Raw genomic sequence first — 17,340 nt, 5'->3', positions numbered from 1 at the left:
ACACCCCGTCCCGAAGGAGAGGCCCCACGTGCCCATCACGCCCCTCAGCCCCGAGGACCCCGCCGAGCTGGGTGGGTACGAGCTGCTCGGGCGGATCGGGCACGGGGGTATGGGTCAGGTGTATCTGGGCGAGTCGCCGGGTGGGGAGCCGGCCGCGGTGAAGGTGATCAAGCCGTCTGTTGTGGACTCCGAGACGCGGCAGAGGTTTGCGCAGGAGGTGGAGATCCTCAAGACGGTGGGAGGGGCGCGGGTGGCCGCGTTGCTGGACGCGGACCCGGAGGCGGATCCGCCGTGGCTGGCCACCGAGTACGTCGAGGGACTGGACCTGAGCAAGCATGTGGGCAGCCACGGTCCGCTGCCCGCCCTGCTCACCGCTTCCCTGGGGGCGACGCTCGCCGAGGCGCTGGCCACCGTCCACAAGCAGAAGCTGCTGCATCGGGACCTCAAGCCCGCCAATGTGCTGCTGGGCCCCAACGGTCCGAAGATCATCGACTTCGGGCTCGCGGTGTTCGCCGAGTCGAGCGTGTCACTGACCGCGCCGAATACCGTCGTCGGCACCCCTTCCTGCATGCCGCCCGAGCAGGCGAACGGTGAGAAGCCGCTGACGCCCAAAGTCGACGTGTACGCGCTGGGGGCCGTCCTGCTGTTCGCCGTCTCGGGCCACCTCCCGTATCGGGCCGACAACATCCACGTCCTGTTCCACCAGGTCGTGCGCCCCACGATCGCTCCCGATCTGTCGGGGGTGCCGGAGGAGCTGGTCCCGCTGCTGACGGCGATGCTGGCCCACCAGGCGCAGGATCGGCCGCCGCTCGACGAGGTAGTGCGGCAGTGCCGGGCGCTGATCGAAGCGCAGGGGGTGAAGGTTGCCCAGGCGCGGCGCCGGCTCACCAGCTATACGGCCGCCCCCACGCATTTCCTGGACGAGCTGCTCGCCGTCCCCCGGCCCGGCAGATCCTCGGCAGCTTCCGCAGAGGCGGTCACCGTCACGGTTGACACCCCTCCCGACCGGCAGCAGCCGGTATCCACTCCGCCCTCCCAGCAGCCGCTGGTACCGCCGCCCGCCGCCCCCGGCCGCACGTCCGCGGACCCCGCGGACACTCCCGCGGTGCCCCCACGGACCGCCGCGCCGTCGCCCACCGCCCGCTCCAAGGACCGCGGCGCCACCGGGCGGCGCTCGCTGCGGCACAGCGCTCAGGCCCGTATCACCGCGCAGCGGCTGCGCGAGGCATACGCCGCCAGTACGCCCTTCTGACCCATACGCCCGACAGACCGGCGATACTTGACGGGCCCTTGAAGGGCCCGCCCCACGTACGACCTCAGGAGGCCACGGGTGACCGCCGTCCAGACCAGCTCCGAGCACAGCGGCGCGACAGCGGAGCGGACGGTGCAGGAGCAGTACCCGGCCGGCGCCCAGGTCCTCGTGCGGGACGAGGAGTGGCTGGTCAGGAGTTCCGCGCCGACGGCGGAGGACGGCACCCGGCTGGAGGTGGTCGGGGTGTCGGAGTTCGTACGCGACCAGGAGGCGGTGTTCTTCTCGGGCCTGGACCGGATCGAGCTGCTGGACCCGCGCGACACCCGGCTGGTCCCGGACGACTCGCCGAACTACCGGCGCTCCCGCCTGTTCCTCGAGGCGGTGCTGCGCCGCACCGCGCTGCCCCAGTCGGAGCGCCGGCTCGCCCTGGCCGACTCGTTCCTGCTGGACTCCCTGCCCTACCAGCGGCGCCCCGCCGAGCTGGCCCTGTCGGGCGCGAATCTCCGCCCGCGCCTGCTGATCGCCGACGTGGTGGGGCTGGGCAAGACCCTGGAGATCGGCTTGACGCTCGCCGAGCTGATCCGCCGCGGCCGGGGAGAGCGCATCCTCGTCGTCACCCCGCAGCATGTGCTGGAGCAGTTCCAGCACGAGCTGTGGACGCGCTTCTCGATTCCCCTGGTGCGGCTGGACTCGGTCGGTATCGAGCGGATCCAGCGGGAGATCCCGGCCGGCCGCAACCCCTTCACCTCCTTCAAGCGGGTCATTGTCTCCATCGACACCCTCAAGAACGCCGATCAGTACCGGCACCATCTGGAGCAGATCCGCTGGGACGCCGTCGTCATCGACGAGTCGCACAACCTGATCAACCGCGGCTCCCTGCGCAACCAGCTCGCGCAGGTCCTCGCTCCCCGCACCGACGCCCTGATCCTGGCCTCCGCCACCCCGCACAACGGCGACGCGCGGTCGTTCGCCGAGCTGATCAGCCTGCTGGACCCGGCGGCGATCCGCGACCCGGAGAGCTACCGCGCCGACGACATCAAGCACCTGTTCATCCGCCGTACGAAGATCAGTCCCGAGGTCCGCGAGCAGATGAAGGGCCAGTGGGCGGACCGCGGGCCCTCCCGGTCGGTGCGCTGCCCGGCGACCCCGGCCGAGGAGAAGATCTTCGAGGAGCTGGCATCCGTCTGGCTGCCGCGCGACGGCCGCTCCTCGGTGAGCTCTGTGCCCCTCTTCCCGTACACGCTGCTGAAGTCGTTCCTGTCCTCCCCCGCCGCCCTGAAGGCCACCGTCTCAGCGCGCGTCAAGACCCTGGAGAAGAAGGACGACCCGCGGGGCACCGCCGCCGAACTGGCCGCACTGGCAAGGCTGTCGGAACTGGCCGCAGACCTGACCGAGGCCGATTCGGCAAAGTTCTCCGCCCTCGTGCACGAGCTCAAGGAGGAGATCGGTGTCGGCCCCACCTCCGATACGCGGGTCGTCGTCTTCTCCGAACGCGTTCAGACCCTTCAGTGGCTGGCCCAGGTGCTCCCGGCCGCGCTCGGCTTCAAGGGCCGCGCGGCCCGCGACTGCGTCCGCGTCATGCACGGCGGTCTCTCCGACGAGCAGCAGATGGCCTGCGTGGAGGAGTTCGGCCTAGCCGACACGCCCGTACGCGTGCTGCTGACCGGCGACGTGGCCTCCGAGGGCGTCAACCTGCACCGCCAGTGCAACCAGCTGATCCATTACGACGTGCCGTGGTCGCTGATCCGCATCGAGCAGCGCAACGGCCGTATCGACCGGTACGGGCAGGCCCGGCCGCCGCAGTTCCGCGCGCTGATCCTGACCAGTGAGGTCGAGGGCGCCAAGGACGACACGGTCGTCGCCGAGCGGCTGCTGGACCGCGAGGACCAGGCCCACCGCTCCCTGGGCACCGCCGAGGCCGTGACCGGCCTGTACCGGGCGGAGGCGGAGGAGAAGTCCCTCATCCAGGACCTGCTGCGCGGGAAGTCCGTGGACGAGTCCCTGGACTCCCGCCGCCCCGGAGCGAACGGCGGGGACGGCGGGGACGCGGGCATGGACGACTTCCTCGCCGACTTCTTCGGCTCGGTCGGCGACGAACCGGCGGACCCGCACGAGCCGGCCCAGTCGGCCGGCGCGGCCGGGCCGGAGGGCTCCGGGCGTACGGCCGCGCCCGGCGCGGCTTCGGCGGCGTCCGGCCGCGCCACCGGCTCCCCCGTGGTCCCCCGCCTCTTCGACTCCAGCGCGCACTTCCTGGACGAGGCACTGGGCGAGGTCTACCCCGACGCCCACGACCGGCTGGAGCTGGACCGCGACCCGCAGTCGGGCCTGCTCTCCTTCCGCCCGCCCGTCGATCTCGTCCACCGTCTCAGGGCCCTGCCCATGGACTATCTCCGCGAGCAGCGGCTGCGCGACCGCCTCCTCGTCACCTTCAACCGCCGCCTCGCCGAGCACTCCCTCCAGCGGGCCCGGGAGTCCTCGACCTCCAGCTGGCCGGAGATCTCCCTGCTGACCGACCTGCATCCGGTCGTCGAGTGGCTCACCGACAAGGTGCTCGTCCGCCTGGGCCGCCAGGAAGCTCCCATGATCACCGCGAACGTGGCGGAGCCGATCTACCTGGTCCAGGGCGTCTACTCGAACAAGCTCGGCAAACCCACCGTCGTCAAGTGGATGGGTGTGACCCGCAAGGGCGCGGTCGACGACGACATGGTGTCCCTGCTGCGCCGCTGCGGGGTCGGCCCGAGCATGGCCAACAAGCGCCACTACCGCGACCCCGAGCCGCTGCGCGAGGCCCTGCCCGACGTCCTGCGCACGGCGGAGACGTTCCTCGACGAGCGCCGCGACGCCTGGGACGAGCCGCTGCGCGAGCCCATCGCGGAGTACAAGCGCCGCCTCGCCACCTGGCACCAGCCCACCCTCGCCGGAGAGCGCGCCAAGGAGCGCCTGGCCGACCTCGCCGACTCCCTGCTCACGACGGGCCGCCCGCTGCTGCGGGTCCTCGCGGTGCTCCTCCCGGACCCCGACCGCAAGCGCGACGACCATGACGGGCCGCCGCCCGTCACGCTCGGTCCCCCGCCGCTGTCCGTGCCCGCCGCCTGGTGGCTCCGCGCCCCCGTGACCCGCTGAGAGAAGCTGTCATGACGTACGACTCCCTGGTCAACCGCGGCGACTACTTCTCGGCCCACTACCTGGCCGAGGTGCTGCCGAAGGACCTCAAGTCGGGCCTGCTCCAGACGTGGAAGGAGCGCGAGGAGGCCGCGAGGCCCGCGACGCGGACCGACGGCGCCCCGGAGCCCGGACAGCCCGGACAGCCCGAGGCGGCGGTCCGCGGCGGCGGCGAACTGCCCGTGACCCCCCGGGCCGGGCTGCGCGAACTGCGCCGCGCCTACTTCAGGGCCCGCTCCTTCTTCGCCCTCCCCGAGGACGAGGACGGCATCGCCGCCGTATCCGACACCGACGACGACACGCTGACGTACGGCTCCCCGGAGTGGCGGGAGCGGGTCCGGTCCCTCAACGCCGAGGTGCTGCGCGCCCTCGGCTACGACGCGAAGCCGCGCACCCTCACGAAGGAGCGCGCGGGCCAGACGTACGAGATCCCCGTCGCGCACTCCGAGAAGGGCCTGGTCGCCCTGGACTGCGGCTGGGCCGCCGAACCGGACGCCGCCCTGGACTCCGAGGGCCGGGGCCGGCTGCTGGAGCAGGTCGTGCTCGACGGCTCGACCACTCTCACCACCGGCTCCAAGCTGGCCTCGTTCCTCTTCGCCTGCGAGGAGCCGCCCCGGTACGTGCTGCTGCTCGGCGGCGGCGTGATCGTCCTCGCCGACCGCGCGGTGTGGGGCGAGGGCCGCTATCTCGCCGTCTCCCTCGACACGGCACTGCAGCGCAACGACACCCGGGCGGGTGGCGAACTCGACACCGTGGCCGCCCTGTTCGGCGCGGACTCGCTGCGCACCCCCGAGGAAGGCGGCGAGAACCCCCTCGCCGAGCTCCTCGGCAAGTCGTCCAAGCACGCCGTAGGTGTCTCCAGCGAGCTGCGCGACGGCCTCCGGACGAGCGTCGAGCTGATCGCCAACGAGGTGCTGGCCCGGCTGGCCGAGCAGGGCGTCCGCCCCGAGGACATCGGCGAGCTCCCGGAGCTCGGCCGCCGGCTGACCCGCGAGTCGCTGCGCTACCTGTACCGCATCCTCTTCCTGCTGTACGCAGAGGCCCGCCCTGAGCTGGGCATCCTGCCCGCCGACTACCCGGAGTACCAGCAGGGGTACGGGCTGGGGCGGCTCGGTGAGCTGATCGCGGACCGCCAGCCGGTCGGCGAGGAGGCCCGCAGGGGCTTCTACCTGTACGAGTCCCTGGACCTGCTCTTCCGCAAGGTGCAGGTCGGTTATCGGTCTCGGCGCACGCATGGTGTCGAGACGGATCCGGTGGGCGAGAAGACCAGCGAGGACGCCGGCCTGCGCTTCGAGCCGCTGCACAGCAAGCTGTTCGAGCCGGAGTCCATCCGCCTGATCGGCGCCGACACCCTCCCCGACCCGCGCCACGACTCCGACGAGGCCCTGGCCCGGGGCGAGTCCGTCCGCTACCTCGACACACGGCTGCGCAACGCCACGCTGTACGAGGTGCTGCACCGCCTGATGATCACGCGAGGCAAGAAGGGCGAGCGAGGCGGCTTCATCTCGTACGCCCAGCTCGGCATCAACCAGCTCGGCGCGGTGTACGAGGGCCTGATGTCGTACAGCGGCTTCATCGCGGGCGAGGAGCTGTACGAGGTCGCCAAGGGCGGCGATCCGAAGGACGGCTCCTGGCTGGTGCCCCACTCGAAAGTCGACGAGTATCCGGATTCGGTGTTCGTGCGGCGCCAGGACAGGGACACGGGCGAAGTGCTGCGGGTGCGGCACGCCCCGGGTTCGTTCGTGTACCGGCTGTCCGGCCGCGACCGCCAGACCTCCGCGTCGTACTACACGCCCGAGTCGCTGACCAAGGTCACCGTGCAGCTCGCCCTCCAGCACCGCCTGGACCAGGACGGCACGACGACGGACGCGCGGGAGCTGCTGGAGTGGCGGATCTGCGAGCCGGCGCTCGGCTCCGGGGCGTTCCTCAACGAGGCGATCAACCAGGTCGCGGCGGAGTATCTGCGGCGCAGGCAGCGCGAGCGGGGACAGTCGATCGACACCGAGCAGTACGCCGTCGAGCTCCAGAAGGTCAAGGCGTACATCGCCCTGCACAACTCGTACGGCGTTGACCTGAACGAGACGGCGGTGGAGCTGGCCGAGGTCTCGCTGTGGCTCAACACCATGCACCCGGGCATGGAGGCCCCCTGGTTCGGGCTCCATCTGCGGCGCGGCAACTCGCTGATTGGCGGGCGGCGCGAGGTGTACGCGGCGGACCGGCTGAAGAAGGGCGGCTGGCTGGGCGCTACGCCGGAGCGCTTCCCGCTCGCGGATGCGCTGGCGGGTGAGCAGCTTCCGGAGGGGGCGGTGCACCACTTCCTGCTCCCGGCGAAAGAGTGGGGCGCGGTCGCGGCTGAGAAGGAGGCGAAGGCGCTCGCGCCAGAGGCGGCGAAGGCGCTGGCCGCGTGGCGTAAGGCGATCACGAAGTCGCCGACGGCCAGGCAGACGGCCCGGCTGCAGGGGCTGGCCCGGCGGGCCGAGTACCTGTGGGGGCTTGTGGTGCGGCGGCTGGAGCTGTCGGAGCGGGACATCTCGCGGCGGATCTCGGTGTGGGGCGCGGAAGACGGCTGGCTGCGGCAGCCGGAGGTCGCGGTGCAGCGGGAGGAGGTCCTGGCGGACCTCCACGCGGAGGACACCCCGTACTGGCGGCTCAAAAAGCTCATGGACACGTGGTGCGCGCTCTGGTTCTGGCCGGTGCAGAGCGCTTCGCTGCTGAACGGTACGGATGAGCAGTACGCGCGGGCGGAGGCGCTGGCAGAACGGGCGGCGGAGTTCGAGGCGGGCGGAGCGGAGTCGGTTCCGGCTGCGGCCGAGGAGGACGCCGGGGTTCTGATGGCCTGGGAGGCGGACGCCCTTCCTGGTTTCACGGCCGAGCCGAAGCAGATGACGCTGACACGGGACTCGGTGTCCCGCCGTCGTACGGGCCGCCGCGTGGAGCAGGTGAAGGGGCAGCGCCGTCCGGTGATTCCGCTCGCGAACCTGGACGACTGGCTCGGCTTCGCGGAGGCGCTGCTCGGTACGCAGGATGTGCCGGACGAGTCGTTGGTCTCGACGTTCGAGACCTTGGACGACCTGTCCGTGTACGAGGACGAGCTGCCCGAGTGGATGGGCATGGATCGGTTCCAGTGGCTGGAGATCCGATTCCCGTGGACGGGGGTCGCGAAGGATGTCGCGAAGGCACAGGGGTTCTTCCACTGGGAGCTGGAGTTCGCGCAGGTATTTGCGCGAGGTGGGTTTGACTTGCAGGTGGGGAATCCGCCGTGGGTGAGGCCACGGTGGCAGGAGGACGTGGTTCTGGCGGAGTTGGAGCCGTGGTTTGTGCTGGCGGAAAAGCCGAGCGCGGCGGAATGGCGCCTCCGCAAGGAAGATTTACTGGCCACTCGTGCGGGTGGCCAAGACTTCCTCCTCAGCGAGCTGGCCGCCCATGCTGGGGCTGTCGCCACGCTGGGCAGCCCGGCTACATATCCGCTTCTGGTTGGTACGCAGGGCGACCTCTATCGGGCCTTCATGGGTCGGGTTTGGCAGCACATCGCACGGCACGGCAGCGCGGGTATGCTTCACCCTGACACGCACTTCGGCGGCGTACGCGAAGGTGTCATCCGTGCTGCCGCCTATCGGCACCTCCGGGTTCATGCGCACTTCGTAAACTCGGCGAACTGGGCGTTCGAAGACCTTGACCGTGGCTGGGAATTCGGGATGCACATTTACGGGACATCTCAGGAGCCTGACTTCCTACATGTCAGTGAGCTCCGTGGCGCCGACGTCCTCCCCGATTCGCTGACCCATGATGGACAAAGCACGACGCCCGGCATCAAGCACAACGGCTCGTGGGACATCCGGCCGCACCGAGAACGCGTGGTACATGTGAACGCTGCCCTGCTGACCAGTTGGCAGGCCCTGACAGGCTCAGCGGGTGAAGCGGCACAGGCCCCGTTGCTGTACCCGGTTCTCGTTGCCGAGCAAGGGGCTATCGAAGCACTGGCCGCCCATCGCAATAGTCTGGCGGATTACCGCCCGATGATCTCAAGCGGATACCACGAAACCGGAGCCAAAAAGGATGGGCTGATCAGTTGGGGTAACCAGGCCGTCTCCGGGCTCAGGGATGTCATCCTTCAAGGGCCGCACTTCGCGTCAGCACTTCCCTTCTCGAAGGAACCGAGGATCCCCTGTCGCAACAACAGGGACTGGGACCTGCTCGTGCCGACGGAGTTGTCCGAGGCGTTCGTTCCCGTTACCAACCTTGTGCGGGCTACCGACGAGGCGACATACCTCGAGGCCCAGGACTCCTGGCTTGGAAACGCATGCAGCACGTACTTCCGCTTGGCTTGGCGGAGGATGATCCCCTTCAACACCAGCCGCAGCTTGCAGGCCGCTCTCATTCCACCCGGTCCTACTCATATTCACGCCGTGCAGTCCATGGCTCTGGTAGACGATCGCCTGACCGTCCTCAACGCGGGCTTCTGGGTGTCCTTGCCACTCGACTATCTGTTGCGGATCACCGGCCGTGCCGATTTGACGCCGAGTAGCGCGAAGCGGATGCCAGCCCCCGACCCGACGCACCCCCTAGCCTCCGCCCTCCTCCTCCGCACTCTCCGTCTGAACGCCCTCACCTCCCATTACGCCCCTCTCTGGACAGAACTGTTCGATCCCCAGTGGGCAGGCTACGAAGACTGGGCCAACCCTGACTGGCCCCACCTGAAGCCTCTCGCCACAGGGCTCAAGCCGACCTGGGAGTACAACACCCCGCTCCGCACTGAGCACGAGCGCCGTGCCGCTCTCGTCGAACTCGACGCGCTCGTCGCCGTCTGGCTCGGCATCACCGCCGACCAGCTCACTGCGATCTTCAAGTCCCGTTACCCACAGCTGTACGACTACGAGTCGGCGACCTACTTCGACGCCAACGGCCGAAAGATCGCGGGCGACTTCAACACATACGGCCACGGCCAGACCAAGCAGGATTACCTCGATCTGCTCGCCCATCTGGAAGACCCGGAAGGCACCCCGCCCCCAGACGGTTATCAGGCCCCCTTCTACAAGGCGGATCGAGAGGCCGAGATGAGGGCCGCGCACGCGCACTTCCAGGCGCGGTTGGAGGCGGAGATCGCCGCTGGGCGATGGACGCCGCCCGTTCGCGAAGCAGAGGATGCGTAGTCGGTGGGCAGTGGCTGGACACGGATCTGCCCCTGACACGAGGTGTCAGGGGCAGATCCGTGATGCTCCGCCGCCGCAGGTCCTACCGAACCGCGAAATTGAGGAACGCAGTCCAAGCGGCAGTACCGACCGTGAGGCCGGGGCGGGTTATGTCCTTGGAGTCGCGTACATGGACAGCGTGGGGGCAAGAGGCCACCTCGACGCATTCGCCACCGTTTCCGGTGCTGTGGCTGGACTTACGCCATTCCACGGCAACTTCGACGCACTCGCCCCCCGCCCCGCCGCTGTAACTGCTCTTAAACCAGCTCAGTTCACCCACGACGCCCGTGGTCTCTGCCACCTCTACACCTCTCCAAGCAACTTCTCGACGAAAGCCAGTGACTCGCGTGGGGAGAGAGCCTGCGCACGGACGATCCCGTAGCGCGACACGATCCCCTGAACCTCGCGCCGCTCGCTCACCATTGTGCTGCGTCCCTGCGCCTCCAGGTAAGCCACCTGATCGCCTTCCGCACGCTGCAGCACCGTGAACGGACCGTCAACCCCTGCGTTGTCCTCCCGGTCCAGGGGCATCACCTGGATCTCCACGTTGCGGAACTCGCCAGCCAGCCTTAGATGCTCCAGTTGGCCACGCATGACCTCCCAACCGCCGAGCGGCCTACGCAGGACCGCCTCATCGATGACGAAGCTCAACAGTGCTGCGGGTTTGCGATCGAAGATGTGCTGGCGTGCCAGGCGGGCGGCAACCCGTTGTTCCACAGTCTCCTCATCCAGCAGAGGCCGCCACATTCCGAACACTGCGCGCATGTACTCCTCGGTCTGAAGCAGCCCCGGCACCGCATGTGTTGCGTACACCCATAGCTCAACCGCCTCAGCCTCCAACCGCGCCGCATCCCGGAAGAACGCCGGGTACTGCGCCCGCGCGACCTCCTCCTTCATCTCCAGCAGGACCCCACCCGCGTCCAGCACCTCGTCCGCCTGGTCGATCAGCCGGGGCGGCGGAATCCGACGACCCTGCTCATACGCGGCGATCGTTGACACCGAGTACCCCACCATCGACGCGAACTCCGGACGTTCCAACCCCGCCCGCATCCGGAACCTCTTCAACTGCCGCCCGAACACCCGCAGGATGCCCGAGCCGACCTCCGGTGGCGGTTCCGGCTCCGCTCCCGCTCCCGCCCCCACCCCCGACTCATGCTGCGGCCCCTCCCCGAAGCCCGGCGCCCCGTCGTTCTCCACACCCGTAGGCTCGTTCATGCCACACCGCCTCCCCGGCCAACGCGCCCCCGCGTCGGCCCGTCACGCTCTGCCCCGCCTACACACGCCGCGACAGCCACAGACAGCAACTGCCCGTGCGCGCGCCGTATCTCGCCACGCTAGGAGCAGGGCGGAAGCGTGGACCACATGAACAGCGAGATTTCCCCCGTACAGGGGGTATCCAGCCTTGTCCACCAGCCCGCAGCCGCCGAAGCCCACCCGGCCCGGAGCAAACATCCCCACCCCACCGCCCCGCTCCTCCGGGAGTTCACGATGCGGTTCACGTCCTCGCGGCACGGCGCCCGCCTCGCCCGTCGCCTCGTCTCGCAGCGGCTGGACGAATGGGGCTACCCGTACGACGGCCGGGCCAACGAGACGCTGACGCTGATCACCGCCGAGCTGGCCGCGAACGCCGTCCGCCATGGGCACGTGGCCGGCCGGGACTTCCGCGTCCGGCTGGCCGAGACCGGGGACACGCTCCGCGTCGAGGTGACCGACACCCGGACCGAACGCGTACCGCCGCTGACCGTCCAGGAGCCGCCGGACGACACCGAATCGGGCCGAGGACTGCTCATCGTCGCCCAACTGGCGAGCCGTTGGGCGGTCACGCCACGCGACAGCGGGCCGGGCAAGACCGTCTGGGCGGAGCTGCACCTGCGGTGAAGGGCACGCGACTGCCGCCGGACAGCCCTTTTCACGCCAATTACCAGCGGTTTACGGCAACACGCGCGCTCGCTGTCGGTCCCGCGGACTAATCTCGTGCGCTCGTGTGCCCCGTCCACACTGCGGAAAACCGAGGGAAACGCCGTGACGACCATGCCCAGCGACCGAACCGGGTACCGGATCTCCATCATCGACGAGGACCCGTTGCGCGCCCGCAGGGAGGCGCGTGAACTCCTTGCCGAGATCGCCGACACCGACCCGGGCGCGGCCCTGGACATCCCCCGGCGGCGCACGGCCGGTGAGGGCAAGAAGAAGGGCGGGCTGTCGGTCGACACGATCGGGGTGTTGATCAGCGCGGGCTCGCTGGTCGCGGCCGGAGTGCAGATCTGGCTGGCCCGCGTACCACAGCGCACGATCGTCATCAGGCGGCCCGATGGCGCGACTCTCCAGATCACGGGGAGGGAGGCGCGCGAGGACGACGAGCGGATCGATCGGTTCCTCGCGGGCGGCGACGAGCCCGCCGACGGCCGCGACGACGACAGCCGCGACGGCGACGCGACGGCGGCGGGCTGAGCGCGTATGACCGACAACGACCGGTACGCCATGCTCGTCGGCGTCTCCACGTATGACAGCGACGCCTACCACGATCTGCCGCCCGTCCGCGCCGACCTGCACTACATGCGGGCGGTGCTGGAGAACACCGAGATCGGCATGTACAACGACTGCGCGATGGTCGCCGAACCGACCCGCGCGGAGATGTTGCACGCCGTGGAGACGTTTCTGGAGGCGCGGCAGCCCAGCGAGACGGCACTGCTGTACTTCAGCGGGCACGGCGAGTTCTGCGAGGACGACAACCAGCTCTACTTCCTCACCCGGGACGCCGATCCCGACGACCTGCCGGGCACGGCCGTACCGGCGGAGTTCCTGGAGCGGATGCTCTCGTCCTGCCGCGCCGCGTCGAAGCTCGTGCTGCTGGACTGCTGCTCCAGCGGTTCGGTCGTCCAGGGCTGGACCGCCAAGGGCATCCCGGACGACACCGGCCGGCGACCCGCGCCCAGCACCCTGTTGCGGCCGACCGGCGTGTACTTCATCACCGCGTCCGACGCTCTCCAGTCCGCGTCCGCGATGGCGCCGCCCGGGTCGACGCTCGGCACCTCCCGCTTCACCGGCGAGATCGTGGAAGGCCTGCGGAACGGGCGGATCAAGGACAGCGGCTGGATCACGCCGGACGACCTGTTCGCCTACCTGACGGCCCAGATGGCACGGAACGGCGTGCCCGAGGAGCAGCGGCCGACCAAGTCCACGATCCGGGCCACGCAGAGCCTGCCCTTCGCCCGGTCCGTGGCGCGCCCCGTACACCTTCCGACGCCGCCGCGTGACGCGACGGAGGCGGCGCGGCAGTCCCCCGTCATGCTCAAGGCCCGGGAACTGGCGGCGCTGGACGCGAAGGACGGCGTGGACTGGCAGCGGCTGCTGCGCTACTACGTCCAGTGCCTCACCGCCGAGGCGGCGGCCGGCATGCTGCCTGACCGCGACAGCGGGCGGGATGCGGGGTACTTCCTGCTGGCCAAGGGCCAGGAGACCATCCAGTCGGGGCGGGCCGCGACCTTCCGGGCTCCGACCCAACTGCCCAGGCCGCAGGCGAAGCCGAGCAGGGCGGGCGGCGGCGACGCGGGAACGCAGCAGGAGTACTGGTACGGCTATCCGGCCATCACGCTCCCCGTGCCCGAGGGAGGCGGCCGGGGGCGCCGTACGCCGGTGCGGATCGCGCCGCTGCTGGTGCAGCAGATGGAACTCGCCCCGGACGAGAGCGGCCAGGACGTGCTCCGGCCGACCGGGGTGCCGTCCCTGCACACCGGTGTCGTCTCGGAACTGCTGGACGCCGACGACGCGGCGGACCTCTTCGCCCGCTGGCAGCCGACCTGGCAGGAGGGCAACGACACGCAGATGCTGCGGGCCGTGCGGGAGCTTCTGGAGGAGCTGGGACTGCCCGAGCTGGAGCCGCTGGATCCCGCCGAGCTCAGTGAGCGGACGGTGATGCAGGCGCTGCGACCCGGCGCGCACAACGCGGCCGTCCTGCTCGTACCGTCCGGTGTGGAGGCGAACGCAACGCAGGGGCTGGTGGACAACCTGCTGCAGATGTCGGCGCGGGCCGGGCAGATCCCCGGCACCGCGATGGACGCCCTGCTGAGCGGCGATGAGGCGGACGCGGAGGCGGGGCCCTCGGTGGTCGTGGTGGCGCCGGGGCCGTGCAACGAGAGCCAGGAGCTGGTGGTCTCCGCGGCGATGACGCGGAAGCTGACAGTGGCCACGGGGCCGCCCGGCACGGGCAAGAGCGAGGTGGTCACGGCCGTCGTCACCACCTGTGTCGCGGCCGGACAGTCCGTGCTGGTCGCGTCGACGAACAACGAGGCGGTGGACGTCGTCGCAGAGCGCTGCGACGCCATAGCTCCCGGGCTCATGATGCGGACGGGCAACAAGAAGGCTCTGAAGGAGGAGGCCGAGAAGCTGGAGCGGCTGCTCGGCGAGCCCGGGGAGCCCCCACGGCGGGGCTCAGCGACCGTGGGCGGGGAGCTGCGCAACACGCGGGCGCGGGCCGCCGGGCAGCGGGGGGACGCGGAGCGCCGTGTCGGAGAGGAGCGGCGGCTGCTGGAGCTGCTCCGGGAGCGGGAGGAGCGGGCGGGCGCGCTGGAGCTGCCGCTGCCGCTCCTGGAGGGCGTCTGGGCGGAGGGGCCCGGGGAGGACGGCACGGCCGCGCTGGGCCGCTGGGAGGGCAGGGCCCGGAAGGCGGCCAACGCCTCCCGGTGGCTGCTCGGCGGGTGGCGCAGGGCTCGGGCCCTGGCCACGCTGGTCGTGGCGGCCGGTGCCCCGGAGAGCGACGGCCCGCCGTGGCCGCGGTGGGCGGGCGAGCGGCCCGTGCCGCCCGAACTGCTGGAGGCCCTGGCGGACGCGGTGGCCGTGGAGCGCCGGCTGCGGGAGCTCGTGCCCGAGCACACCGGCTGGGACGAGGACGGACTGAAGCAGGCGCGGCTGGAGACGGCGGGTGCGCTGTCGCAGCTGTCCGCCGAGCTGTCACGGGCGGTGTCGGCGGAGGCCCTGGCGCGGGCGCAAGGTGTGATGGGGCAGCGGCTCCAGGCGCTGCGGAGCCGGCGGGGGTTCCAGAAGAGCCAGCAGAACCTGATGGCGCACATCAGGGGGTGGGCGATCAGCACCCACTCGGTGCGGCAGCTCGAACTCGCCCCCAAGATGTTCGACCTCGTCGTCATCGACGAGGCCAGCCAGTGCTCCATTCCGTCGGTGCTGCCGCTGCTCTTCCGGGCCCGGCGGGCGCTGATCATCGGTGACCCGATGCAGCTGGGTCACATCGCCGACATCGCGCCGCCGCAGGAGCGGCAGGCGCGGGTCCGGTCCGGGCTGAGCGCGGCGCAGCTGGAGGACCACCGGCTCACGTACCACGTGTACTCCGCCTACCACGCGGCAGCGCAGCACGGTGACACTGCCCTGCTGCTCGACGAGCACTACCGCTGTCACCCGCAGATCGCCGATGTCGTCAACGGGTACTGCTACGCGGGCCAGTTGCAGGTGCTCACCGACGTACGGCGGCAGGTCCCGGCATACGACCCGGTGGGTGCGGCCGATCCAGCGCCGGTGCTGGGCTGGGTGGACGTTCCGGGCGGCGAGTCGGCGCGGGGCGGTGGCGGGCAGTCCTGGCGCAACGACGCCGAGGCGGGTGCCGTGCGACGGGTGGTGGACGAACTGCTCGTGCGGCTGCCGCAGGACGCGACCGTGGGCGTGGTGACGCCGTTCCGGGCGCAGAAGGAGGCGCTGGCGCGGGTGTGGCGCGACGACGACCGGGTGCGGGTGGGGACGGTGCACGCGTTCCAGGGCGGGCAGCGGGACGTGATGGTGCTGAGCCCGGTGGCCACGCTGAATACCCCGCCGAGGACGACGCACTGGGTGGCGAGCCAGGTCAATCTGTGGAACGTGGCGGTCACCCGGGCCAAGTCGCAGTTGATCACGGTGGGCAGTCGCGCGTTCTGGCAGGGGCAGAGCGGTCTTCCTACACTGCTCGCCGGGCGTTCGGCGCCGCTGGGAGCGGAGAGCGGTGAGGAGCAGGGCCCCGCCGCGGGAGTTGTCACCGGCGGCGGGCAGGGTGCGGTCGGCTCGGGGGCATCGTTCCGCGAAGAGCTCGCCGACCGGCTCCAGCGGTACCTCGGGGAGCGCGGCGTCACCGATCTGGAGCGCGCGGCGGTGGTCGGCGGCCACACGGTGGATCTGCTGTTCACCGAGGGCGGCGAGAACACGGCGGTCCTGATCGACGCGGGCCCGCCGCCCGGCCGGGACCCGGCGAGGCACCTGCGGCTGACGCATGCCCGGGGCGATCTGCTGACCGGGCTGCCGTCCGGCGGCCACGGGGCGAAGGCGTGCGAGGTGGGCCGGACCGTGCGGGTGCCGGCGTGGCGGATCCTGGCGGGCGAGGAGGCGCTGGCGCCGCTGTTCGGCCGAGCGCACCCGGGCCGTATGGGGGGAAGGCCGGGTCAGCGCTGGTCGAGGCACCGGACGACGTAGGTCATGTGCTGGATGTTCCCGGCCCGCAGCCAGTCCGGGGCCTGACCCGTGCCTTTGCCGGTCGTGAGGGGACCGTTGGCACAGTCGCGCAGCCAGGTCTCCCCGGCGCCGGCGGAGGCCCCCCTGAACTCGGGCAGATCGCTGATCCGGCGAGCCGCGGCGCGGATGCTCGCCGTACGGTCGGGGCCCCCGTTCAGCACCTTGCACAGCACGAACCAGTTGTCGGTGGTGTAGCGGAGGACGCCCCAGCGCGGGGGCCCGCCACCCCGCCCCTGGGCGAGAGCGGTGACGGGCTGCACGCCGTAGTCGCCATAGGTGAGCCCTGGCAGGTAGTCGCGGCCGCTCGCCTGAATCTCGTGCCACATGTGCCAGTCGGCGCGTGGCTCTTCGTGCAAGTGCCCCAGCTCCAGCATGTCGCCCGTGACCTGGGGGAAGCTCCCGCCGAGGACGGCGGCGGCCCGCCAGGCCGCCAGGGGGCGCAGGGCGTCCAGTGCTCGCAGTGCCTCCTTGCCCGCGTCGGGACGGGTCGGGAGGACGCTGCCCAGATCCAGCAGCAGATCGACGGGCACGTCGGGTCCGGCCTGGCCCAGGAGTTGCCCGACGTCTTCGGCCGTACGGCCGTTCCACTCCCCCGGCACGCATACGCGAATGCCGAGCCCACAGCCATAGCGGCGGGCTGTCTCCAGGGCGGCGGACTGCTGGGCCTCGATGCGCTCAGGCCCGGTCACCGGGCGCAGCAGCCGGGAGAGGCCCGTGCACTCGGACAGGATCTCGGCGAGTGCCGGTATCTGTGCCTCCTCGGCGAACGGGGCGTCGACCCAGCCGGGATAGCGGCGGTGCGCTCCCCTCACCCGGTTCAGTTCCTGCTGCCAGTAGGCCTTCTGCAACGCCGCCGGTGGCACCCCCGGGCACGGCGGAAGGTTCCACAGCGGGGCCATCGCGGCCTGTATGTCCGGCCGGACGTGTTCGTAGGCCGTCCGGGCGTTCTGCCGGACGGGTAGGACGGGGACGTAGAGCGGTTCGGCCATCGTGGCTCCCCCTCGGCACTGCCCGCGCGCTTCCCTCCTGGTCAGGGTCGGTGAACAGCAAGACGAGGGAAAGACAGCCCTTTCGGTCCGGATGGCTGAAATGTGCAAGTACCTGGTACCGCTGTGACGCAGGTTGTACTGTTCGTGATGCTCGGTGGCCGGATGCTGTAAGTAGACGGTGCGCGCGGGGGACTGAGTGCTGTTCAGCCAGGTGCGCCACAGTGCGTCGTGGTCCGTCCGCCGTGCGCCGAACCAGTCCGCC

9 protein-coding genes are annotated in these 17,340 nt (G+C 70.6%); 6 read left to right on the top strand and 3 right to left on the bottom strand.

What is annotated here, in order from left to right; translation table 11 throughout:
- The first annotated feature begins 28 nt into the window (after positions 1-28).
- The 3 genes from PS467_RS27845 to PS467_RS27835 all read left to right on the top strand — a co-directional run bounded on the left by PS467_RS27845 (position 29) and on the right by PS467_RS27835 (position 9,564).
- Positions 29-1,252, top strand: coding sequence for a serine/threonine-protein kinase (locus PS467_RS27845; RefSeq protein ID WP_311037539.1), 1,224 nt, complete (start codon positions 29-31; stop codon positions 1,250-1,252).
- Between the two features lie 78 nt (positions 1,253-1,330).
- Positions 1,331-4,375 (top strand): DEAD/DEAH box helicase, encoded by a 3,045-nt coding sequence (locus tag PS467_RS27840; RefSeq protein ID WP_311037538.1) that lies wholly within the window; start codon positions 1,331-1,333, stop codon positions 4,373-4,375.
- Positions 4,376-4,386: 11 nt separating this feature from the next.
- Complete coding sequence (locus PS467_RS27835; RefSeq protein WP_311037537.1) at positions 4,387-9,564, top strand: DNA methyltransferase family protein; 5,178 nt, start codon at positions 4,387-4,389, stop codon at positions 9,562-9,564.
- Positions 9,565-9,646: 82 nt separating this feature from the next.
- Here the strand turns inward: PS467_RS27835 and PS467_RS27830 are convergent, their stop codons facing one another.
- Complete coding sequence (locus PS467_RS27830) at positions 9,647-9,883, bottom strand: DUF397 domain-containing protein (RefSeq protein WP_381303773.1); 237 nt, start codon at positions 9,881-9,883, stop codon at positions 9,647-9,649.
- A 23-nt stretch (positions 9,884-9,906) separates the two neighbouring features.
- Positions 9,907-10,818: a helix-turn-helix domain-containing protein gene (locus tag PS467_RS27825; RefSeq protein ID WP_311037535.1), complete on the bottom strand. Its 912-nt coding sequence runs from the start codon at positions 10,816-10,818 to the stop codon at positions 9,907-9,909.
- Positions 10,819-10,965: 147 nt separating this feature from the next.
- Here PS467_RS27825 and PS467_RS27820 point away from each other — a divergent pair, with 147 nt between their 5' ends.
- From PS467_RS27820 to PS467_RS27810, 3 genes are all read left to right on the top strand, one after another.
- Positions 10,966-11,481, top strand: a complete 516-nt coding sequence (locus PS467_RS27820) for an ATP-binding protein (RefSeq protein ID WP_311037534.1) — start codon at positions 10,966-10,968, stop codon at positions 11,479-11,481.
- Positions 11,482-11,634: 153 nt separating this feature from the next.
- Complete coding sequence (locus PS467_RS27815) at positions 11,635-12,054, top strand: effector-associated constant component EACC1 (RefSeq protein ID WP_311039979.1); 420 nt, start codon at positions 11,635-11,637, stop codon at positions 12,052-12,054.
- 6 nt (positions 12,055-12,060) lie between these two features.
- Entirely contained in the window at positions 12,061-16,050 is a 3,990-nt protein-coding gene (locus PS467_RS27810) for a caspase, EACC1-associated type (protein WP_311037533.1), read from the top strand.
- On the opposite strand, the gene PS467_RS27805 is transcribed toward PS467_RS27810, so the two are convergent.
- Entirely contained in the window at positions 16,020-17,078 is a 1,059-nt protein-coding gene (locus tag PS467_RS27805) for a beta family protein (protein ID WP_311037532.1), read from the bottom strand. The two genes, PS467_RS27810 and PS467_RS27805, sit on opposite strands and share 31 nt — an antisense overlap.
- Positions 17,079-17,340 lie beyond the last annotated feature (262 nt).

Source organism: Streptomyces luomodiensis (genome assembly GCF_031679605.1).
Taxonomy (GTDB): Bacteria; Actinomycetota; Actinomycetes; order Streptomycetales; family Streptomycetaceae; genus Streptomyces; species Streptomyces luomodiensis.
Note: the sequence above shows the minus strand (reverse complement) of the source record. Positions and strands in the feature narration are given on the sequence as shown.

Bases quoted from the DNA above. Each gene is read 5' to 3' on its own strand.
- PS467_RS27835 (WP_311037537.1), top strand. From the start codon at position 4,387: ATGACGTACGACTCCCTGGTCAACCGCGGCGACTACTTCTCGGCCCAC.
- PS467_RS27825 (WP_311037535.1), bottom strand. From the start codon at position 10,818: ATGAACGAGCCTACGGGTGTGGAGAACGACGGGGCGCCGGGCTTCGGG.
- PS467_RS27820 (WP_311037534.1), top strand. From the start codon at position 10,966: ATGAACAGCGAGATTTCCCCCGTACAGGGGGTATCCAGCCTTGTCCAC.
- PS467_RS27815 (WP_311039979.1), top strand. From the start codon at position 11,635: ATGCCCAGCGACCGAACCGGGTACCGGATCTCCATCATCGACGAGGAC.
- PS467_RS27810 (WP_311037533.1), top strand. From the start codon at position 12,061: ATGACCGACAACGACCGGTACGCCATGCTCGTCGGCGTCTCCACGTAT.
- PS467_RS27805 (WP_311037532.1), bottom strand. From the start codon at position 17,078: ATGGCCGAACCGCTCTACGTCCCCGTCCTACCCGTCCGGCAGAACGCC.